Below are 20,868 nucleotides of genomic sequence, written 5' to 3'. Positions count from 1 at the left end.
ATGATCAAGAACATCCACGGTCGAACGCTCGAGCTGCTCGGTGAAGCCGTGGTGTCGGGGCGTTACGCCATCGGTGCGTCGATCCCCGCGGAGCCCGTGCTGGGCGAGGAACTCGGTGTGAGCCGCACCGTGGTGCGCGAGGCCATCAAGTCGCTGGCGGCCAAGGGCTTGATCGTCACCGGCCCGAAGGTCGGCACGCGCGTGCTGCCCAAGGACAAGTGGAACTGGTTCGACCCCGACGTCATCACCTGGCAGGCGCGCGCCGGCCTCACGCCCGAGTTCCTGCGCGACCTGCAGGACCTGCGCCGCGTGGTCGAGCCCGCGGCCGTGCGGCTTGCCGCCGAACGTGCGAGCGCGAAGGACATCGAGGAGATCGAGGCCGCCTACGCGGGCATGAAAGAGGCCGTGGAGAACGGCGGCGAGTACGTCGCCTTCGACCTGCGCTTTCACAACGGGCTGCTTTCCGCCGCCGGCAACCGCATGCTCTCGCAGATGAGCAAGGTGCTCAACGCGCTGCTTCGCACCAGCTTCGAGATATCGACCACCAAGCCCGACGGTCCCGCGCTGTCGCTGCCCCTGCACCGCGCGGTGCTAGACGCCGTCATCGCGCACGACCCCGCGAAGGCCGAGCTGGCCATCATCCGCCTCATCGACGGCGCGCGGCAGGACATCGAGGACGTGCTCGGCTCGCGCCGCAGGCTGCCGCGCCTGAGCCGGCCGCCGCCCAGGCTCAAGGCCAGCTAGCAGCTTCGGCGCCGACCACGCGTTTTCCCGCAGTTCGCATCCGGTTCTTTCACCCCTGGCTCGCGCCCGAGCCGATTCCACCGAAGAAGAGAAGGAGACAACAAGCATGAAACTCGTCAAATCGCTGATCGCGCCGACGCTCGTCGCGTTGGGCCTCATAGCGGCGGGCAATGCCGCTGCCCAGGAAAAACTCACCGTCTGGTGGGTCAAGGGCTTCTACAAGGCGGAGGACGACGCACTGTTCGCCGCCATCAAGAAGTTCGAGGAGAAGAACAAGAACGTCAAGATCGAGCTGTCGCAGTATCCGATCCAGGACATGATCCCCAAGACCGTGTCCGCGCTCGACTCGGGCAGCCCACCCGACGTGGCCTACGCCGACGTGTACGACTTCCAGGTCACCGGCAAGTGGGCCTACGACGGCAAGCTCGAGGACATCAGCAGCGTGCTCACGCCCATGAAGGACCGCTTCGCGCCCAACACGCTGGAAACCACGTACCTCTACAACGACCAGACCAAGGCCAAGGCGTACTACGCGTTCCCGATCAAGCAGCAGACGATGCACATTGAGTACTGGCGCGACATGCTGGCAGAGGCCGGCTTCAAGGAGTCGGACATCCCGGCCACCTGGAAGGAGTACTGGTCGTTCTGGTGCGACAAGGTGCAGCCCGCCAGCCGCAAGGAGAGCGGCAAGCGCACCTTCGGCATCGGCCAGCCCATGGGCGTGGATTCGAGCGACGCCTTCTATTCGTTCCTGACCTTCATGGACGCCTACAACGTCAAGCTGGTCGACGACAACGGCAAGCTGCTGGTCGACGATCCGAAGGTGCGCACCGGCCTGATCGGCGCCATGACCGACTACACCGCGCCCTACACCAAGGGCTGCACGCCGCCTTCTTCCACCAGCTGGAAGGACCCGGACAACAACGTCGCGTTCCACAACAAGACGACCGTGATGACGCACAACGCGACCATCTCCATTGCCGCCAAGTGGCTCGACGACTCGACCAACGCCTCGCTCACGCCGGAGCAGCGCGAGGAAGCGCGCAAGAACTACACCGAGCGCATCCGCACCGCCGGCTTCCCCAGCAAGCCCGACGGCAGCAAGATGGTCTACCGCACCGCGGTGAAGACCGGCGTGGTGTTCAAGGACGCGAAGAACAAGGCGCGCGCCAAGGAGTTCGTCGCCTTCCTGATGCAGGAGGACAACCTCACGCCGTACGTCGAGGGCTCGCTGGGCCGCTGGTTCCCCGTGACCAAGGCCGCGCAGCAGCGTGACTTCTGGAAGGCCGACCCGCATCGCCTCTCGGTCTACAACCAGTACGCCGCCGGCACAGTGACCTTCGAATTCACCAAGAACTACAAGTTCACCGTGCTGAACAACGAGAACGTCTGGGCCAAGGCCATGAGCCGCGTCGTGACCGACAAGGTGCCGGTGGACAAGGCCGTGGACGAAATGATCGCCCGCATCAAGACGGTGGCGGGTCAGTAGGCCGCGCACGCACGGCACCCGTCAACACCAGCAGCTGCACACCATGAGCGCCACTGCCACCGCCGCCGCGTCGACCACACCGGCGCCTGTCGTCAATCCCGGAGCGCGGCATGCGCGCTGGCAGTTCTGGGGCGCGGTCATGGTCGTGCCCTACCTGCTGGTGTTCGTGGTGTTCGTGCTGTACCCGGTGGGCTACGGGCTCTGGCTCGCCCGCCATCCGCAAAGCTACGTGAAGCTGGTCGAAGACCCGATCTTCTTCCGCTCGGTGATCAACACGGCCATCTTCCTGGTCGTGGCGATCAACCTGAAGATGGTCGTGGCACTCGTGCTGTCGGGCTTCTTCGTCACTTCGCGCTGGTGGATCAAGATCGTCGCGGCGATCTTCATTCTGCCGTGGGCCATGCCCTCGATTCCCACCATCCTGTCGATCCGCTTCATGCTGAACCCGGAGTGGGGCGTGATCAACAGCACCATCTTCCGCCTGACCGGCGCCGACGGCCCCAACTGGCTCAACGATCCCTCGCTGGCGCTGGCCTTCGCGATGATCGTGCACATCTGGAAGTCGCTGCCGTTCTGGACGCTCATCCTCGTGGCCGGGCGCCTGGCCATTCCCACCGAGCAATATGAAGCGGCTTCGGTCGACGGCGCCTCGTCGTGGCAGAAATTCCGCTTCGTGAGCTGGCCCGCGCTCAAGACGCTCTACATCACCTCGCTCATTCTCTCGATGATCTGGACGCTGGGCGACTTCAACAGCGTGTACCTGCTCACCGGTGGCGGCCCCGCCGACCTGACGCACGTGCTCGCAACCCTGGGCATCCGCTACCTGCGGCTCGACCAGGTCGACCTGTCGATGGCATCCATCGTCGTGGCGCTGCCTCTGGTGCTGCCGCTCGTGTACTTCATGATGAAGAGGCTCTCGAAATGAAACGCTGGACCCCCAAGGCCATGGCGACCGAGGCCAAGCTGCTGCTCATCGGCATTCCGGTGCTGCTGTGGACGCTGATACCGGTCTACCACATGGTGCTGTTCGCGATCTCGTCGAAGGACTCCGCGACCTCGGGCCACCTGTGGCCCAAGAACCCGACGCTGGACAACTTCCGCATCGTGTTCCAGCAGAAGCATTTCTACCTCGACCACTTCTGGCTGCAGCTGTGGAACTCGCTGGTGATCGCGCTGTCGGTGGGCGCGCTCACGCTGTTCGTGGCCACCACCGCCGCCTTCGCCATCAGCAGGCTGCGGGTGCGCGGCGGCCGCACGGTGATGAACCTGGCGCTGTTCACGTACTTCATTCCGGCGGCCTTCCTGGCCGTGCCCATGTACAAGACCATGGGCAACTACGGGCTGCTGAACAGCCAGTGGGCGCTCATCCTGGCAATGGTGACCATCGCCTCGCCTTACTGCATCTGGGTGCTCAAGCAGGCGTCGGACAAGCTGCCCTATGAGCTCGACGAGGCCGCGCGCATGGACGGCGCTTCGCCGCTGCAGCTGTTCCGCCTGGTGTACCTGCCGCTGATGGTGCCGTCGCTGGTGGCGGTGGGCACCTATTCGCTGCTGCTGGCGTGGAACGAGTACCTCTACGCCTTCCTGCTGCTGTCCAACGACAAGAGCGTGACGCTCGCCGTGGCGCTCGGCAACTTCCTCTCGGCCGACGACTCGCCGTGGGAACTGCTCATGGCCACCGGCCTCATCTACGCGCTGCCGCCCGCGGCGATCTACTACACCTTCAAGCGCTACATGGTGGGCGGGCTCACCGCCGGCGCCGTCAAGAGCTGAACGAACGACTCAGGGACAACACGATGGCATCCGTTTCCTTTCGCAATATCCAGAAATCCTTCGGCAAGGTCCAGATCATCAAAGGCCTGGGCTTCGACATCACCGACGGCGAGTTCGTGGTGCTGGTCGGCCCCTCGGGCTGCGGCAAGTCGACCTTGCTGCGCATGCTCGCGGGCCTGGAAGACATCAGCGGCGGCGAGATCATGATCGACGGCCGGGTGGTCAACGACCTCGAGTCGAAGGACCGCGACATCGCCATGGTGTTCCAGAGCTACGCGCTGTATCCCCACATGACGGTGGGCGAGAACATGGGCTTCAGCCTGCGCCTGCGCAGCGCCGAGAAGTCGGTGACCGAAGAGCGCGTGGCGCGCGCCGCGAAGATCCTCAACCTCGACGCATTGCTCGGCCGCTATCCGCGCGAGCTCTCCGGCGGCCAGCGCCAGCGCGTGGCCATGGGCCGCGCCATCGTGCGCGACCCGAAGGTGTTCCTGTTCGACGAGCCGCTGTCCAACCTCGACGCCAAGCTGCGCGTGGCCATGCGCGCGGAGATCAAGGCGCTGCACCAGCGGCTCAAGACCACCACCGTCTACGTGACGCACGACCAGATCGAAGCCATGACCATGGCCGACCGCATCGTGGTGATGCACGACGGCATCGTCGAGCAGATCGGCACGCCGCTCGACCTGTACGACCGGCCCGACAACCTGTTCGTCGCCCAGTTCATCGGTTCTCCGTCGATGAACGTGATCGAGGGCACGGTGCGCCGAGCGGGCGGCGAATGCTGGGTCGAGGCGCAGGGCGCGCGCTGGCCGGTGCCGGCCACCACATCGGCGCCCGATGGCCAGCCGGTGCACTACGGCGTGCGGCCCGGCGACATCACGCTCGGCGGCGGCCCGCAGTCGGTAGCCGCCAAGGTGATCGTGGTCGAACCCACGGGCGCGGAGACCGAACTGCTGGTGCAGGTCGGCGAGTCCCGCCTGGTGCTGGCGGTGCATGGCCGCGTCGATGCCCGGCCCGACGAGATCGTCAACCTGGCGATCGACACGCCGCGCGTGCACCTGTTCGACCGGCAGACCGGCCGCCGCATGGGCTGAGCGAGCGGCCCGGGTTCAGTCCGTGCGCAGCCTGAGCAGGGCGCGCACGAAGCCGTGGTCGGAGCGCGAGCGGTCGCGTCCCTCGTGCAGGTGGTCGTTGAAGTAGTCGACACGCCGCACGTCGCCCAGGCTGCGGCGGCTGGTGGCGACGAATTCCTCGCTCACCAGGATCTGGTCGAGCACCTCCGGATAGCCCTGGTGGATGTGCGAGTACGCCACGTCCTTCTTGAGCGCCGCCTCGCCCTGCATCTCGTAGGCGTTGAACAGCCCCACGTCGCGCGCGGCCTTGTCGTAGGCCACTTCGGAGGTGGCCGCCACAAGCTGCGTGGTCACGCTGTGCGGGTTGTCGTTGAAGTCGCCCATCACCACGAGCGGCACGTCCGTGCCCTGCAGCAGGTCGATGACGATGCAGCGAAGGGCCGCGGCCTCCGCGCCGCGCATCAGCAGCGAGCGCAGCGACGCCATCACGCCCACCTTGCGGTCGTCGCGGTCCTCCAGGTGGTTGCCTTGGGCGTCCTGCAGGAACTTCGGGCGCTTGGACTTCAGGTGCACCGTGAGCACATGCACCTGCTGGCCGTGCTTCATGCGCACCGTGACCAGCAGGGGCGGGCGTTCGAAGCGCGTGTGCGCGCCCAGGCCCGGCACCTCGACGCCGAAGCCTGGCGGGAAGTCGACGAAGGAGCGGACCTCGTCCACCTTGAGCCGGGTCGCGATGCCCACGCGCGGCGTGCCCTGCGCGCCTGGCCTGGCCGGTGTGCCGGCGGGGCTGCCGGGCGGCGGCGTGTTCTCGGCGCCGGGCACAGACACGAAGTCGTAGCGCAGGCCGCTGCGGGCGATGGCGGCCTTCAGTGCCGCCTCGTCCCACACCTCCTGCACCGCCAGCACGTCGGCGTTGAGCGCCTGGAAGCGCTCGCCGGTCCAGTCGATCTTTCGCTCGTACTCACGCTCGTTGTAGGCGTCCTGGTTCTCGTAGTACGTCCGGTTCGGGTTCGCGAGATTGAGAATGTTGCAGGTGGCGACGAAGAGGGTGGCGTAGTTGGGCGGGATGTATTGCATGGCGTAACGATTGTGGCCCGGGCGAGGGCGGTGCCGCGCCACCAATGAAAAAGGGCACCGAAGTGCCCTTGCTCTGTTTCCGGACAGGCGTGCCGCCCGGATGCGTGTGCTTTCTCCAGCCTCAGCGGCCGAAGGAACGGCCACCGCCGCCACCGGAGCGGCCGCCACCGCCGCCATAGCCACCACCGCCGCCCGAGCGGCCACCGCCGCCCGAACGGTTGCCGCCGTAGCCACCGCCGCCGCCGCCCGGACGACCGCGTCCGCGGCCGCCACCCATGTGGTCGACGCTGGTGCGCAACGGATCCGGCTGGCCTGCGCCGCCAGCGACCGCTTCGGCACGCAGGTGCGCGACCTGGTTGGCTTGCGTCGGGCTGTGGCTGTTGCCGTGATGGCGCGGCTGGCGCTCGTCGTGCGGTTGGTGGGCTTGCTGATGCTGATGCGGTGCATGGTGCGGTGCGCGTGCCGGACCTTGCGGGCCTCGGCCTTGCGGTGCGCGGGCACCCGGGCCGCGCGGGCCCTGGCCTTGTCCGCCGCCGTTGGCATTGCGGGCCTGGCCGCCGCCCTGGCCCTGGCCGCCGCCGCGGCGCTGACCGCCGCCGTTGCCGCCGCCACCGCCGTTGCCGCCACCCTGGCCGGCCTTGTTCTCGCGGATGCGTTGCAGCATCTCGGTGCGGGCGGCCTTGGCGGCTGCCTGCATCACGTCGCGGCTCGGCGGACGGCCGGCGCCGCCCCAGATCGTCTGGCGACCCATGGCGATGGGCTCGGCGCGCTCGCCTTCCTCAGGGCCGAAGCCCTCGACGATCTGCACGGGAATCGTCTGCTTGGTGAAGCGTTCGATTTCCTGCATGAAGCCTTCTTCGTCCAGGCACACGAAGCTCACGGCCTCGCCGCTCGAACCGGCACGGCCGGTGCGGCCGATGCGGTGGACGTAGTCTTCGCTGACGTTCGGGATCTCGTAGTTCACCACGTGCGGCAGCTCGTCGATGTCGATGCCGCGGGCCGCGATGTCGGTGGCAACCAGCGCGCGGATGTCGCCGCTCTTGAAGCCGGCCAGCGCCTGCGTGCGGGCGCTCTGGCTCTTGTTGCCGTGCAGCGCCATCGCCTCGATGCCGTTCTTGGTGAGGAATTCGGCCACGCTGTTGGCGCCGAACTTGGTGCGCGTGAACACGAGCACCTGGCTCCACTTGTTCTCGTTGATGATGTGCGCGAGCAGCGCTTTCTTCTTGCCGCGGCCCACGGGGTGGATCACCTGGGTGATGCGCTGCACGGTGGTGTTGCGCGGCGTGACCTGGATGCTCTGCGGGTTCTTCAGCAGCGTGGCGGCCAGGTCGCGGATCTCGTCGCTGAAGGTGGCCGAGAAAAGCAGGCTCTGCTTTTCCTTGGGCACCAGGGCCAGGATCTTCTTCACGTCGTGGATGAAGCCCATGTCGAGCATGCGGTCGGCTTCGTCGAGGATCAGCATCTGGACCTGGCTCAGGTCGAGCATGCCTTGCTGCTGCAGGTCGAGCAGGCGGCCGGGGGTGGCCACGAGGATGTCGACGCCCTTCTTGAGCTTGCTGATCTGCGGATTCATGCCGACGCCGCCGAAGATCACGGTCGAGTCGAGCTGCAGGTACTTGCCGTACGTGCGCACCGACTCTTCGACCTGGGCCGCGAGTTCGCGGGTGGGGGTCAGCACGAGGGCGCGGATGCCGACGCCGCCGAACTTGTTGGTGGCGCTGCGGCTCATGCTGAGCTTGTGCAGCATCGGCAGCGTGAAGGCGGCGGTCTTGCCGGTGCCGGTCTGTGCGCCGCCCAGCAGGTCATGACCTTCGAGCACCGCGGGGATGGCTTGCGCCTGGATGGGGGTGGGCGAGTCGTAGCCGTGCTCGTGCACAGCCTTCAAGATGGCGGGGGCCAGCTTCAGTTCGTCAAAATTCATTGGAAACAATAAGCGCCATACACGGCGCAGTGGCATCGGCCCGCTTGGCGTCTTGTTGACGCCGAGCCAGTCAAGGCAGATGAAGGTCAGGGGTGGGAGCCGGAAAGTCCGCCCTCGCGAAAGGGTTGTTGGATGGAGCTTTCTTCGTCCCCGGCAGAGAGCCGGTGTTGCGGGCAACTGGACCCGGCAACGGTGACTATTGTCGCATGAGTCGATAATCGGTGGTTTGCCGCGCCCGAACGTGCTTTTCTGGCGCCCGCGCTTTCCCCCGAATCTTTGTACCCAAGGTAACTACTCCCAGATGGCTCAATACGTCTATTCGATGAACCGTGTCAGCAAGACCGTGCCGCCCAAGCGGCAGCTCTTGAAAGACATTTCGCTGTCCTTTTTCCCCGGCGCCAAGATCGGCGTGCTCGGCCTGAACGGCTCGGGCAAGTCCACGCTGCTCAAGATCATGGCGGGTGTGGACAAGGAATTCGAGGGCGAGGCACTGCCCATGCCGGGCATGACGATCGGCTACCTGGAGCAGGAACCCAAGCTCGACCCCGAGCACACGGTGCGCGAATCGGTCGAGGAGTCCATGGGCGCGGTGTTCGCCGCCAAGGCGCGCCTGGAAGAGGTGTACATCGCCTATGGCGCCGAAGACGCCGACTTCGACGCGCTGGCGGCCGAGCAGGCCCAGCTCGAAGCCATCATCGCCACCGCCGGCACCGATTCCGAACACCAGCTCGAAATTGCCGCCGACGCCCTGCGCCTGCCGGCCTGGGACGCCAAGATCGGCGTGCTGTCGGGCGGTGAAAAGCGCCGCGTGGCGCTGTGCCGCCTGCTGCTGAGCAAGCCCGACATGCTGCTGCTCGACGAGCCGACCAACCACCTGGACGCCGAATCGGTGGAGTGGCTCGAAGTGTTCCTGCAGCGCTTCACGGGCACCGTGGTGGCCATCACCCACGATCGCTACTTCCTCGACAACGCGGCCGAGTGGATCCTGGAAATGGACCGCGGCCGCGGCATTCCCTGGAAGGGCAACTACAGCACCTGGCTCGAGCAGAAGGGCGAACGCCTGGCGCAGGAGCAGAAGAGCGAAGAAGCCCACGCCAAGGCGCTGAAGAAGGAACTGGAGTGGTCGCGCCAGAACCCGAAGGCGCGCCAGGCCAAGAGCAAGTCACGCCTCGCCCGCTTCGAAGAGCTGAGCGACATGGAATACCAGAAGCGCAACGAAACGCAGGAAATCTTCATTCCCGTGGCGGAGCGGCTGGGCCAGCAGGTGTTCGAGTTCCACAACGTGAGCAAGTCCTTCGGCGACCGCATGCTGATCGACAACCTGAGCTTCACCGTGCCGCCGGGCGCCATCGTCGGCATCATCGGCCCGAACGGCGCCGGCAAGTCGACGCTGTTCAAGCTGCTCGCTGGCAAGGAAAAGCCGGATTCGGGCGAGGTCGTCATCGGCCAGACCGTGAAGATGGCCTTCGTCGACCAGCACCGCGACGAACTGGCCAACCAGAAGACCGTGTGGGAAGACATCTCGAACGGCCTGGACATCATCAACGTCGGCAAGTTCCAGATGGCCAGCCGCGCGTATGCGGGCCGCTTCAACTTCAACGGCGCCGACCAGCAGAAGAAGGTCGGCACGCTGTCGGGCGGTGAACGCGGCCGCCTGCACCTGGCCAAGACGCTGATCGCCGGCGGCAACGTGCTGCTGCTCGACGAACCGTCGAACGACCTGGACGTGGAAACCCTGCGCGCCCTCGAAGACGCGCTGCTCGAGTTCGCCGGCACGGTCATGGTGATCAGCCATGACCGCTGGTTCCTCGACCGCATCGCCACCCACATCCTGGCCGCCGAAGGCGACAGCCAGTGGACCTTCTTCGACGGCAACTACCAGGAGTACGAAGCCGACAAGAAGAAGCGCCTTGGCGAAGAAGGTGCAAAACCGAAGCGCATGCGCTACAAGGCCCTGAAGTAAGGCTCAGGCGGCTTCGGCCGCTTCGGCAAGAGCGCGCGGTTCCGCAAGGGGCCGCGCGCTTTTTTCATCGTCCGCCGCAAACACATCGCGTGCGGCGAAGAGGCCGTTCAATGCCGCCGGAAAGCCCGCATACACGGCCATCTGCATGATGATCTCGACCACTTCGTCGCGCGTCACGCCGACGTTCAGGGCGGCCTGGATGTGCACCTTCAGTTGCGGCGCGGCATTGCCCATGGCGGTGAGCGCGGCCACCGTGGCGATCTCGCGGGCGCGCAGGTCGAGGCCAGGGCGCGAGTAGATGTCGCCGAACGGAAACTCGATCAGCAGGCGGCTGAAGTCGGGCGCGATGCCGGCCAGGCTCTCGACCACCTTGACGCCGCCTTCACCGTCGATCTCCTGGAGCTTGGCCAGGCCACGCGTGTAGCGCAGGTTGTCGTCGTGGCCCTGGTTCTGTGTGTTCGTCATTGCTCGTCTTTCCTTCCCGGGCTTTGCCCGATGGAGGAGGACGCCTCTTCGCCTTCTCGACCTTGCGGTAGTGGCCGATCTTGAGCGACAGCGCCTGCATGGATTGCTGCAGCGCCGCCACCCGGGCCTGAACTTCGGCAAGGTGCTGCTCGAGCATCTCGCGCCGCTCGCCGACGCTGGCGTCCCCCTGGCTTCGAAGCCTGACGAAGGCCTGCATGCCCTGGATGGACATGCCGGTCTCGCGCAGGCGCAACAGGAAATCCAGCAAGTCCATGTCGGCGCTCGCATACCGCCGCTGACCGCCCGGCGCACGCGGCACCGCGGCAATCAGCCCGATGCGCTCGTAGTAGCGCAACGTGTAGGCCGTGAGGCCGGTTCGCTTCGCGACTTCCGCAATGGTCAGGCTGGTTTCCATGGCGTTGATTCTCGAAATTAGAGTGCGCTCCAAGTCAAGCGCTTCGTTGAAGCCCGCGCGCAGGGCGGCGGTGTCGTTGATCTGAGAGGGCCACCAGCAGGCGCGACGGCCCGCAACCGCCTTGCCGTCACCCGGCATTGTTCGTTGCGGCCGCCGCCGGTTCGGCTTCCGGCATGCCTCGCGCGAGCACGCGCTTGCGCACCGCGTAGATGTTGTTGCGCAGCGCATAGAGCTCGTCGGCATACGACAGCGGCACCGCCACTTTGTTGACGGTGCGGTCGAGCTGGTCGAGGTCGTCCAGCAGCGCCTTCTTTTCGCCCTTGTGCGCATCGACCTTGGCCTCGATGTCGCGCAGCCGCGCATACCAGCGGAACACGCGGCGGCGCACTCGGAACTGGTAGAGCGGCGGCACCACGCGGCTCAGCGGCAGCATCAGCACCAGCAGGCCGCCGAGCACCAGCCACATCCGCTCGATCAGGTTGCTGGCCCAGAACGGCAGGTAGCGCTGCCAGGCCGGCGGCGTGCCGTTGATGGCGCGGTCGCCTTCGGGGCTCACCGGCAGCTCGCTGGTGCGCGTGTTGGGAAAGTCGCGCGCCCGGTTGAACCAGCCGGCGCCGCTGTGCAGCGTCTGCGCGGACTGCGCGAACAGCTGCCGCAGGGCGGGGTGTGTTTCGTCGCGCGACAGCAAAGAGGTGGTGGCGGCCAGCAGCGACACGTCGTGCGGCGGCAGGTCCTTCGACAGGTCGACCACGCCGCGCGGCAGCGTCACGGCCGACAGGAACGGGAAGCGGCGCGAATAGGCGTCGGCCTGGCCGAAGTCCATGAGCTTGATGTCGTCGGAGCGCAGCAGGTGCTGCACCTGCGGCGACTGCGGCGCCGACGACAGCACGATGGCGTCGAGCAGCCCCGCCTGCAGCGCCTCGGCGGCGGCTGCCTGCTCGAGGTTCGACAGCAGCAGGTCGCCGGGTCCGAGCTTGTTGGCCTTGAGCATGCGCTCCATGATGTCCGGCAGGCCGCTGCCCGGCAGGTCGACGTTCACGCGCAGGCCGCGCAGTTGCGTGAGCGATGTCAGCGTGCCGGACTTGCGGTCGATCTTCTGTGCCGAATCGGCGCGGTAGAACAGCCAGATCGGCTCGTAGAACAGGCTGCCGAGCGATGTCAGGCCGGCCTGCTCGTCCGCCACCGGGTCGGCGCTGCCGCCGCGCACGAAGCCCACGTCGGCGCCGCCGGTGCGCAGCAGCTGCAGGTTCTCGGTCGAGCCCGAGGTGGGCTTGAGCTCCACCTCGATGCCGGCGCGCTTGAGGGCTTCCGCATAGTGCTTGCCGAACTGCGCATAGGCGCTGCCCGTGGGGCCGGTGGCGAGCGTGACGTGCTTGGGCGGTTGCGGTTGCAGCCACCAGTAGGCGGCGACCAGCAGGCCGATCACGATGAACACGATCGGCCCCGCCGAGGCGATCAGGTCGCGGATCGACAGCAGGATGAGCTTCAAGGTCCGGGGGAACGCCATGGTGGTCTTCTCGTGAAGTGTCAGCCGCGCGTTGCTGCCATGTCCGCCGCGCAGGGAATGTGCAGCTCGCCCACCGTCACCGCGCGCGCCGCCTGCACCGCGCGCAGCGTGGCGATGGCGACCGCCTCGGCGGCCATGGTGCTGAGCACCGTCATGCCCGGGGCGTTGCCTTCCAGCGGCACGCGGCCGGTGGCCAGCGCGAACAGCGTGTCGCCGTCGCTCATGGTGTGCACCGGGTTGATGGAGCGCGCCAGCCCGTCGTGCGCGACCATGGCGAGCCGGTTGGCCTGCACCTTGGTCAGCACCGCGTCGGTGGCGATCACGCCGATGGTGGTGTTGGTGCCCGCCAGCAGCGGCTTGGGGCTGTCGCCGCGCAGCAGGGCGCGGCGGGTGTCGAGCAGCGACTTGCCGTCTTCAGTGCGCGCGCCGGCCACGGGCTGGCCGGTGTTGTGGTCGATCACGTCGCCCAGCGGATTCACCGCGATCAGCGCGCCCACCGTGACGCCGCCGACCTTGACCGACGCGGTGCCGATGCCGCCCTTCATCGCGCGGTGCACGCCGAAGAGCTTGCCCACCAGCGCGCCGGAGCCCGCGCCCACGTTGCCTTCGGCGGGCGGCGCCGTGCTCGCGGCCTCGCAGGCGGCATAGCCGGCCGCGGCGTCGGGGCGGATGCGCGCATCGCCCATCGGCAGGTCGAACAGCACGGCGGCGGGCACGATGGGCAGCGTGCCAAAGCGCACGTCCATGCCGATGCCGCGTTCCTCCATCCAGCGCATGGCGCCTTCTGCCGCGGCCAGCCCCCAGGCGCTGCCGCCCGCGAGCATCACCGCATGCACCTGCTGCACCAGGTTGCCGGGCGCGAGCAGGTCGGTCTCGCGCGTGCCGGGGGCCGCGCCGCGCACGTCGACACCGCCCACGGCGCCGTCGCGCGCCATGATCACGGTGCAGCCGGTGGGGCGGCGGGTGTCGGAGAAATGGCCGACTTCGATGCCGGCGACGTCGGTGATGGAACCGGCGGAATGGGAAGAGGCGAAAGAGTTGGAAGAGGAGGCTGGCATGGCGGCCGATTATGAGACCGCACCCTCTACGATCAGCACCATGACAGTTGCAAGAAGTTTCTCCCCCGACGGCGGGAGCCGTCATGTCGTGGTGATCGGCGCGGGCGCGGTGGGCAGCGCCACCGCCATCGAGGCGCTGCGCGCGGGTTTGCGCGTGACGGTGGTGGAGCCCGGCGAGCCGGGCGGCCCGCATGCCACGAGCTACGGCAACGCCGGCTGGCTGTCGTCGCATTCCGTGGTGCCGCCCGCGTTGCCGGGGGCCTGGCGCAAGGTGCCCGGCTGGCTGGCCGACCCGCTCGGGCCGCTCGCCCTGCGCTGGCGCTACCTGCCTCGGGCCCTGCCATGGCTGCTGCGCTACTTGGCCTCGGGCTGGACCGAGGCGCGCGTGCAGCGCACTGCCGACGCACTGCGCACGCTGCTGGCCGACGCGCCCGCGCTGCACGCGCAACTGGCCGCCGAAGCGGGCGTGCCGCAGCTCATCGAGCGGCGCGGGTTGCTGCACGCCTACCGCTCGCGCGCGGAGTTCGACGGCGATGCGCTGGGCTGGCGCGTGCGCCGGCGCGTCGGCATCCAGTGGGACGAATGGCCGGAGGCCGAACTGCGCCGCCGCGAACCCGATCTCGATGCGCGCTACACCCTGGGCATCTTCGTGCCCGAAGCCGGCCACTGCCGCAACCCGGGCGCCTACGTGGCGGCCCTGGCGCAGCATGCGCTCGATGCGGGCGCCGAACGGGTCGCCGCCCGCGCAACGGGGTTTCGCATCGAGGGCGGCCGGCTGCGTGCCGTGCGCACCGAGGCCAGCGAAATCGCCTGCGACGGCGCCGCCATCTGCGCCGGTGCCCGTTCAGGCGCGCTGGCCGCTGCCGCCGGCTCCGCGGTGCCGCTGGAGTCGGAGCGCGGCTACCACGTGGTCGTCGAAGACGCCAAGGCCGGCCCGCGCACGCCGACCATGGTGGCCGACGGCAAGCTCATCGCGCACTGGATGGACGGCGGCCTGCGCGCGGCAGGGCAGGTCGAGATCGCGGGCCTGGAAGCGGAGCCCGCCTGGCGCCGTGCCGAAATCCTGCATGAGCATCTGCAATCGATGTTCCCCTCGCTTGCACGGCCCGCGCCGGGCGCGCCTTCCGTGAAGCACTGGCTCGGACACCGCCCGAGCCTGCCCGACGGGCTGCCCTGCATCGGCCCGTCAGGTGCCAGCACCGACATCGTGCTGGCCTTCGGGCATGGCCACGTGGGCCTGTGCGGCTCGGCGCGCACGGGGCGGCTGACGGCGCAGCTGCTCGCTGGCGCTGCAGCGGAGATACCGCTGGCGCCCTTCGATCCGGGGCGCTTCCAGTCCTGAAGCCGGCCGGCGGATCTCAGTTCGCCGGCGCTATCGAAAGCACCGTGAGCGCGCCGTCGACCTTGTCGGCCGTGAACTGCACCTTGTCGCCGGGCTTCACCTTGGTGAGCAGCGCCGGGTCGCTCACGCGGAAGACCATCGTCATGCCCGTCATCTCGAGGTTGGGAATGTCGCCGTGCTTCAGCGTGATCTTCTTCGCATCGGTGTCGATCTTGCGGACTTCGCCCTCGACGGAAGGCAATGCAGCCTGCGCGAAGGCGGCTGCGGCGAGCAGGGCGGCGGAGAGTGCGGTGAACAGTTTCTTCATGATGAGTTTGCTTTCTTCGTTAGGCAGTTGGTTCAGCGATAGCTTTGATACACGCGCGTGCTGCCGTCGGCCAGCACCAGCAGCACGTCGTAGGAATCGCGCCGGTCGCCGTAGGCCGGGCCGTCCATGCCGGGCGATCCGACCGGCATGCCGGGCACGGCGAGGCCGACGGCCTTGGGCTTTTCCTTGAGCAGCCGTTGCACCTCGCGCGCTGGCACGTGGCCTTCGATGGCGTAGCCGCCGACGAGGCCCGTGTGGCACGAGCCCAGCTTGGCGGGCATGCCCAGGCGGGTGCGTGCGGCGGTATTGCCTTCGTCGTGCACGCGCGTGGCGAAGCCGCTCTTGTTGAGGTGCTTGACCCAGTCCTGGCAGCAGCCGCAGTTCGGGTCTTTCCAGATATCGACCATCGGCGCCGCGGCCATCGCGGTCGTCGCGGCGAACGGCACGGCAGTGGACGCCAATGCCAGCAGCAGCTTTCTTCTTTGCATGATTTCTCCTTCAGGATTTGCCGGCGGCGGGCAGCACGCGGACGCGGCCGGCCATGCCGAGCTCGTAGTGGTCCTTCACCAGGCAGGCGAAGTCGAAATCGCCGGCGCGGTTGAAGGTCCAGACCATGTCGCCGGTCTTGCCCGGGGGCACGTGCACCATCCACGGCTCGTCGTGCTCCATGCCCGGGAATTTCTTCATCATGGCCGCGTGCGCCTCGATCTCGGCGGTGGTGCCCAGCACCAGTTCGTGCAGGTCCTTGCCGCGGTTCTTCAGGCGCAGGCGGATGGTGTCGCCTTCGCGCACTTCGATGACGGAGGGCGTGAAAGTCATGTCGTCGGCCATCGCGATGTCGATGGTGCGCTTCACCGCGCCGGGCTTGCCCGCGATGCCCCAGGGCTTCTGTTCGGGTGCGGGCGTGGCGGCGCCTTGCGGCCTGGCGACGTGGGCCTCGTGGGCTTGTGCGGCGGTGGCGGCTGCCGCAAGGGCCAGGCTGGCGGCGATGGATGCGAGTGTCTTGTTCATGAGGTGGGTTCCAGGAAAAGAGATCAGTGGTCGTGCGCGCCGTGCCCCGAAGGCTTGCGCACGCTGGCGTCGGTCTTGTCGCCGCCGCCCTTGGCGTCGGTCTTGTTGCTGCCGCCCTTGGCGGCAGGGGCGCTGCGCGTGGCCGGCGGCACGTTCGCCCCGGGCACTTCGCGCGCGACGGTGCCCGCCGGGTGCCTGAACCAGCCAGGGTCGCGGTAGTCGCCGGGCTTCTGGTCGCGCCGCACCTTCAGCAGCGTGAACATGCCGCCCATCTCGGCCGAGCCGAAGGGGCCCGTGCCGGTCATCATCGGCACGGTGTTGTCGGGAATGGGCATCTGCATCTCGCCCATGTCGGCCATGCCCTTGTCGCCCATCACCATGTAGTCGGGCACGAGCTTGCGGATCTTCTCGGCCACGCCCTTCTGGTCGACGCCGATCATGGTCGGCACCTCGTGGCCCATCGGGCCCATGGTGTGGTGCGCCTTGTGGCAGTGCAGCGCCCAGTCGCCTTCCTCGTCGGCGATGAACTCCATCTGCCGCATCTGGCCCACCGCCACGTCGACCGACACCTCGGGCCAGCGCGCGGTGCGCGGCACCGGGCCGCCGTCGGTGCCCGTCACCTCGAACTCGTGGCCGTGGATGTGGACGGGGTGGTTGGTCATCGTGAGGTTGCCCACGCGGATGCGCACACGGTCGCCGCGGCGCACGTTCAGCGTGTCGATGGCCGGGAACACGCGGCTGTTGAAGCTCCAGATGTTGAAGTCGGTCATGGTGTTGACCTTCGGCGTGGCGCTGCCAGGCTCCACGTCGAAGCTGCCGAGCAGGAAGCAGAAGTCGCGCTGCACCGGCTCGATCAGCGGATGGCTGCGGGCCTCGCGCGGATGCGTGACCCAGAAACCCATCATTCCCATCGCCATCTGCACCATCTCGTCGGCGTGCGGGTGGTACATGAAGGTGCCGGGCCGGCGCGCGGTGAACTCGTAGACGAAGGTCTTGCCCGGCGGAATGTGCGGCTGCGTGATGCCGCCCACGCCGTCCATGCCGTTGGGCAGGCGCTGGCCGTGCCAGTGCACGGTGGTGTGCTCGGGCAGCCGGTTGGTCACGAAGATGCGCACGCGGTCGCCCTCGACCACCTCGATGGTCGGGCCGGGCGACTGGCCGTTGTAGCCCCACATGTTGACCTTGAAGCCGGGAGCCATCTCGCGCACCACGGGTTCGGCGACCAGGTGGAATTCTTTGACACCGGCGTTCATGCGCCAGGGCAGCGTCCAGCCGTTGAGCGTGACGACAGGGTTGTAGGGCCGGCCGTTGGGCGGCTCTAGCGGCGGCGCGGTGGAGGTCGAGCCTTGCGACACCGGCTCGGGCAATGCGGCCATGCCCACGCGGCTCACGGTGGTGGCGGCAACGGCCGTGGCCGCGCCCGCGAAGAAGTTGCGACGGTTCATGTCAGTGGCCTCCCGCCGCTGGCGTCTCGCCGGACGCGGCGGTCTGCAGCACGGTCATGCCGCCGGGCGAACTGCCGGTGAGCACCAGTTGCAGGTCGGTGTCCGCCAGCCAGAAGTCGCGCTGCGCCTCCATGCCCGCGTTCACCGCGAGCACGCTGGCGCGGGTTTCGCCGAGCAGCTCCCACACGCTCGCGAGCATGCCGTTGTAGCGCAGCACCATTTCCTCGTTGACCTGCTTGCGCAGCGGCAGCACCTCGTCGCGGTAGCGGCGGGCGATGGCGTAGGCGATGTTCCAGCCCTGCCATGCCTCGCGCGCCTCGCTCGCGGCCAGCACGCCCACGTCGCGCACGCGGGCGGCCGACTGCAGATACAGCGCCTCGGCGCGGCCGTTGCGCGCCTGGCCCCAGTCGAAGACCGGAATCGGCAGGTCGAGCTCGAAGCCGCGCTTGTTGCTGCGCGAGCGGTCCGCGCCGTTGTCGAACTTCGTGTTGCGCACCACGCCGAGGTCCATCGCGTTGATCACGCTGGTGGCGTGCGTGAGGCCGAGCGAGCCGGCCACCGCCGCGTTCTGCGCCGTGGCCGAGCGCACGTCGAGCCGGTCGCGCAGCGCCAGCGCCTGCACGTCGCCGAGTTCTGGCGCCGCATCGGGCAGCGGCGGCAGGCGGTCGGGCAGGGTGTAGGCGGTGTCGCCGCCGCTCAGGCCGAGCAGCCGGGTGAGCTGTTCGCGCGAGGCGACGGCCGACTGTTCCGCGCGAGCGAGCTGCGCCGAGGCATCGGCCAGCAGCAGCTGTTCGCGCGTGCGCTGCAGCGCGCTCCAGTTGCCGGCCCTGGCCATGCGGTGCGCGAGTTCGGCGCCGGCTTCGGTGGCCTCCTTCGCGTCGCGCAGGTAGGCCACGCTCTGCTGTGCGGCCACAGCGCGCACCCAGGCGCGGCGGGTGTCGGCGGCCAGCACCAGCACGCTCTGCGCGGCCTGCAGCTTGGCCGACTCATGCCGCTGGCCTGCCCAGCGCGCCTGCCACGGCAGCGTGAGCAGGCCCACCACGTTGAAGCTCAGCATGCGCTCGAACTCGCGCTCGCTGCCTTCGCGCAGGCGGCTGAAGGCGAGCACCGGGTTCGGCAGGCTCGCGGCCTGCACGCGGTCGGCGTCGCTCAGTTGCAGCGTGGCGAAGGCGTCCTGCACGCGCGGGCTGTTGACCAGCGCGATGCGCACGGCCGATTCGGCATCCAGCGGCCGTGCGAGCAGTTCGCCGATGCGCTTGCGCGAGGCCTCGTCGGGCGCACGCTGGGCCGCGGCGCCGGCCACGAGCGGATTGCCGGCCGTCAGCGCCTGCACGTCGGCGCTGCCGCCGTCGGACGAGAGGCTGGCGCAGCCGGCCAGCACCAGCGCCGCGGCCAGCGCGGCCGTGGTGCGGACGAATGAAACGGAAGAAGGGGAATCGCGGCCGGCAGGCGGCCGGCCAATATTGGGGTTCACGCTCGATCTCCATGAGCAATACGACGGACGCCGCGAGCCGGGACAGGCTCACTGCGGACGGACTACGGGCAGGGAGATCAGGAAATGGGCGGCTTCAGGCCCGGGGCGGGCTCCGCGCTGGCGAAGCGGGTCGCGTGTGCGGCAGGCGGCGCCTGGGGCGCGCTGTGCACGATGTCGACAAAGGGCATGCCGCCGAGTGCCACCGTGTGGCAGACCTGGCAGGCGGTGCAGGTGCCGCAGCCCTGGTGGCCGGCGCCGTCGTTGTCGCTGCCGTTGTGCTGCGAGCCGGCGTGGTGGTCGGCCATGGACATGGCCATGTGGTCCATGCCGTCGCCGGCTTCCGCCGCCTCCATTGCCTCATGGCAATGGGCTTGGGTGGCCGCCGTTGCCATCGAGGCCGCCGGCAGCGAGTGCCGCACCATCTCCACCGCCATGGCGTCGCCGAGCCAGCCGCGGATGGGCAGCAGGGCGATCATCAAGGCGAGCAGCAGGGTGCGCATGGGGCGGGATGATAAACCGGCGACTTATGCCACCAGCTGGCCACGGGCCTTGTCGGCCCACACCTTCAGGTTGTCGAGCAGGTCCTTCTGGCTGAAGGAGCAGCTTTCCTCGCTGAAGAGCGCGCTCGACTCGAGCCTGTCGAGCAGGTTCAGCAGCACCTCGCCGTAGCGCGGCGGCAGTGCGGCAAGCAGCTCGGCGCTGCCGCGTGCCTCGTCGGACAGCGCGGTGACCGGGCCGCCACCGCTGCCGCTGAGCGCCGCGATGCGCGCGGCCAGGGCGTCGAGCTGGGCCGTGGCGATTTCGCGGCTCATGGCGAGGCCTTTCCGGGCGGCGGGAGGGCCAGGCCGCGTTCGCGCATCAGGTCGCGCAGCATGTCGGGGTAGTCGGTGATGATGCCGTCGGCACCCCAGTCCATCAGGCGCTGCATGTCGGCGCGCTGGTTCACGGTCCAGGGCAGCACGGTCATGCCGAGCTTCTGCGCCTCCTTGATGACCGCGGGAGACAGGTCGGCGTAGGCCGGCGACCAGATCACCGGGCCGGTCCCGTTGGCCGACGCGGCCTTGACCATCTGCGGCACCGAGGCGAAGTTCGAAAGTGCCAGGCCGGCGGTCCAGCGGGGGTCCTGCAGCGTGCGCGGCGTGGTGAGATAGGCGCGCGGCAGCTGCGGCGCGAGCTGGCCGACCAGCGCCAGCGTGCGCCAGTCGAAGCTCTGCACGGTCACCCGGCCGGCCATCTTCGCCTTGTCGATCTCGGCCAGCAGCGCGCGCACCATCGGCTCGGGCGCCGCCGTTTCGCCGGGCTTGTTCGGATCGATCTTGGTCTCGATGTTGAAGCGCACCGTGGCCGCATTGGCGCCGCGCGCCTGCACCCGCTCGAACAGCGAGGCCAGCGTCGGAATGCGTTCGCCGTCGCGCGGCTGCTGCAGCGCGAACTGCTTGCCGTAGTTGCTCGACGGGTTCAGCCGGCCCACGTCGTAGGTCTGCAGCTGCGCCAGGGTGAGCGAGCGGATCGCCGCGCCGCTCCTGGGCGCCAGCCAGGCGCCGCTGGCGTCGCGGGTGTGGTCGGGGTTGAGCGAGGTGTCGTGCGAGATCACGACGACGCCGTCGGCCGTGAGCCCGATGTCGAGTTCGAGCGTGGTCACGCCCAGGTCGATGGCGTTGTTGAACGCGGCCAGCGTGTTCTCGGGCGCCAGGCCCCGGCCGCCGCGATGGGCCTCGAGGTCGAAATGCTGCTTGGCCGTGGGCATGATGGCCGCGCAGCCGGCGGCGAGCAGCGCGGTGGCGGCGAGGAGGGCGAATTTCAT

General features: G+C 68.4%; 21 protein-coding genes. 7 read left to right on the top strand and 14 right to left on the bottom strand.

Features of this window, described 5'->3' with window-relative positions:
• From QRN67_RS11630 to QRN67_RS11610, 5 genes are all read left to right on the top strand, one after another.
• Complete coding sequence (locus QRN67_RS11630; RefSeq protein ID WP_081268031.1) at positions 1–744, top strand: FadR/GntR family transcriptional regulator; 744 nt, start codon at positions 1–3, stop codon at positions 742–744.
• Positions 745–850: 106 nt separating this feature from the next.
• Positions 851–2,233, top strand: a complete 1,383-nt coding sequence (locus QRN67_RS11625) for an ABC transporter substrate-binding protein (protein ID WP_081268032.1) — start codon at positions 851–853, stop codon at positions 2,231–2,233.
• A 43-nt stretch (positions 2,234–2,276) separates the two neighbouring features.
• A complete protein-coding gene (locus tag QRN67_RS11620; RefSeq protein WP_081268033.1) occupies positions 2,277–3,158 on the top strand; it encodes a carbohydrate ABC transporter permease in 882 nt (293 codons plus the stop codon).
• Positions 3,155–4,006 (top strand): carbohydrate ABC transporter permease, encoded by an 852-nt coding sequence (locus QRN67_RS11615; protein WP_081268034.1) that lies wholly within the window; start codon positions 3,155–3,157, stop codon positions 4,004–4,006. Before QRN67_RS11620 ends, QRN67_RS11615 begins: the two co-directional genes overlap by 4 nt.
• A gap of 23 nt (positions 4,007–4,029) precedes the next feature.
• Positions 4,030–5,100, top strand: a complete 1,071-nt coding sequence (locus tag QRN67_RS11610) for an ABC transporter ATP-binding protein (protein ID WP_081268035.1) — start codon at positions 4,030–4,032, stop codon at positions 5,098–5,100.
• 15 nt (positions 5,101–5,115) lie between these two features.
• Here the strand turns inward: QRN67_RS11610 and QRN67_RS11605 are convergent, their stop codons facing one another.
• Positions 5,116–6,156, bottom strand: coding sequence for an endonuclease/exonuclease/phosphatase family protein (locus QRN67_RS11605; RefSeq protein WP_285411897.1), 1,041 nt, complete (start codon positions 6,154–6,156; stop codon positions 5,116–5,118).
• Positions 6,157–6,277: 121 nt separating this feature from the next.
• Entirely contained in the window at positions 6,278–8,077 is a 1,800-nt protein-coding gene (locus QRN67_RS11600; protein ID WP_285411896.1) for a DEAD/DEAH box helicase, read from the bottom strand.
• Positions 8,078–8,378: 301 nt separating this feature from the next.
• On the opposite strand from QRN67_RS11600, the gene ettA reads away from it, so the two are divergent.
• Positions 8,379–10,040, top strand: coding sequence for an energy-dependent translational throttle protein EttA (ettA, locus tag QRN67_RS11595; protein WP_081271470.1), 1,662 nt, complete (start codon positions 8,379–8,381; stop codon positions 10,038–10,040).
• Positions 10,041–10,043: 3 nt separating this feature from the next.
• Here the strand turns inward: ettA and QRN67_RS11590 are convergent, their stop codons facing one another.
• The 4 genes from QRN67_RS11590 to QRN67_RS11575 all read right to left on the bottom strand — a co-directional run bounded on the left by QRN67_RS11590 (position 10,044) and on the right by QRN67_RS11575 (position 13,485).
• The gene (locus QRN67_RS11590; protein ID WP_285411895.1) at positions 10,044–10,505 is read right to left on the bottom strand and encodes a carboxymuconolactone decarboxylase family protein; all 462 of its coding nucleotides are present in this window, start codon (positions 10,503–10,505) and stop codon (positions 10,044–10,046) included.
• The gene (locus QRN67_RS11585; protein ID WP_285411894.1) at positions 10,423–10,920 is read right to left on the bottom strand and encodes a MerR family transcriptional regulator; all 498 of its coding nucleotides are present in this window, start codon (positions 10,918–10,920) and stop codon (positions 10,423–10,425) included. The genes QRN67_RS11590 and QRN67_RS11585 overlap by 83 nt, the downstream gene beginning before the upstream one ends.
• Positions 10,921–11,047: 127 nt before the next feature.
• Positions 11,048–12,427: a TAXI family TRAP transporter solute-binding subunit gene (locus tag QRN67_RS11580; RefSeq protein WP_285411893.1), complete on the bottom strand. Its 1,380-nt coding sequence runs from the start codon at positions 12,425–12,427 to the stop codon at positions 11,048–11,050.
• Positions 12,428–12,447: 20 nt separating this feature from the next.
• Positions 12,448–13,485, bottom strand: coding sequence for a P1 family peptidase (locus tag QRN67_RS11575; RefSeq protein WP_285411892.1), 1,038 nt, complete (start codon positions 13,483–13,485; stop codon positions 12,448–12,450).
• A 40-nt stretch (positions 13,486–13,525) separates the two neighbouring features.
• Here QRN67_RS11575 and QRN67_RS11570 point away from each other — a divergent pair, with 40 nt between their 5' ends.
• On the top strand, positions 13,526–14,827 hold the full coding sequence (locus QRN67_RS11570; RefSeq protein ID WP_285411890.1) for an NAD(P)/FAD-dependent oxidoreductase: 1,302 nt from the start codon (positions 13,526–13,528) through the stop codon (positions 14,825–14,827).
• Between the two features lie 16 nt (positions 14,828–14,843).
• Here the strand turns inward: QRN67_RS11570 and QRN67_RS11565 are convergent, their stop codons facing one another.
• From QRN67_RS11565 to QRN67_RS11530, 8 genes are all read right to left on the bottom strand, one after another.
• On the bottom strand, positions 14,844–15,134 hold the full coding sequence (locus QRN67_RS11565) for a copper-binding protein (protein ID WP_093078801.1): 291 nt from the start codon (positions 15,132–15,134) through the stop codon (positions 14,844–14,846).
• A gap of 32 nt (positions 15,135–15,166) precedes the next feature.
• Positions 15,167–15,622 carry a DUF411 domain-containing protein gene (locus QRN67_RS11560; RefSeq protein WP_285411887.1) on the bottom strand — a complete coding sequence of 152 codons (456 nt, stop codon included), beginning with the start codon at positions 15,620–15,622 and terminating at the stop codon, positions 15,167–15,169.
• Positions 15,623–15,632: 10 nt separating this feature from the next.
• Entirely contained in the window at positions 15,633–16,145 is a 513-nt protein-coding gene (locus QRN67_RS11555) for a cupredoxin domain-containing protein (protein ID WP_285411885.1), read from the bottom strand.
• 23 nt (positions 16,146–16,168) lie between these two features.
• Positions 16,169–17,590 carry a multicopper oxidase family protein gene (locus tag QRN67_RS11550; protein ID WP_285411884.1) on the bottom strand — a complete coding sequence of 474 codons (1,422 nt, stop codon included), beginning with the start codon at positions 17,588–17,590 and terminating at the stop codon, positions 16,169–16,171.
• A gap of 1 nt (position 17,591) precedes the next feature.
• The gene (locus tag QRN67_RS11545; RefSeq protein WP_503010892.1) at positions 17,592–19,064 is read right to left on the bottom strand and encodes a TolC family protein; all 1,473 of its coding nucleotides are present in this window, start codon (positions 19,062–19,064) and stop codon (positions 17,592–17,594) included.
• A 77-nt stretch (positions 19,065–19,141) separates the two neighbouring features.
• Positions 19,142–19,564 (bottom strand): hypothetical protein, encoded by a 423-nt coding sequence (locus QRN67_RS11540; protein WP_106935104.1) that lies wholly within the window; start codon positions 19,562–19,564, stop codon positions 19,142–19,144.
• Between the two features lie 24 nt (positions 19,565–19,588).
• Positions 19,589–19,876 (bottom strand): hypothetical protein, encoded by a 288-nt coding sequence (locus QRN67_RS11535; RefSeq protein ID WP_106935103.1) that lies wholly within the window; start codon positions 19,874–19,876, stop codon positions 19,589–19,591.
• Positions 19,873–20,868: a glycerophosphodiester phosphodiesterase gene (locus tag QRN67_RS11530; protein WP_285411882.1), complete on the bottom strand. Its 996-nt coding sequence runs from the start codon at positions 20,866–20,868 to the stop codon at positions 19,873–19,875. The genes QRN67_RS11535 and QRN67_RS11530 overlap by 4 nt, the downstream gene beginning before the upstream one ends.

The sequence above is a fragment of the Variovorax sp. efr-133-TYG-130 genome, from assembly GCF_030208835.1.
Classification (GTDB): Bacteria; Pseudomonadota; Gammaproteobacteria; order Burkholderiales; family Burkholderiaceae_C; genus Variovorax.
The sequence above is the reverse complement of the archived record's forward strand: the minus strand, read 5'-3'. Positions and strand labels throughout refer to the sequence as shown.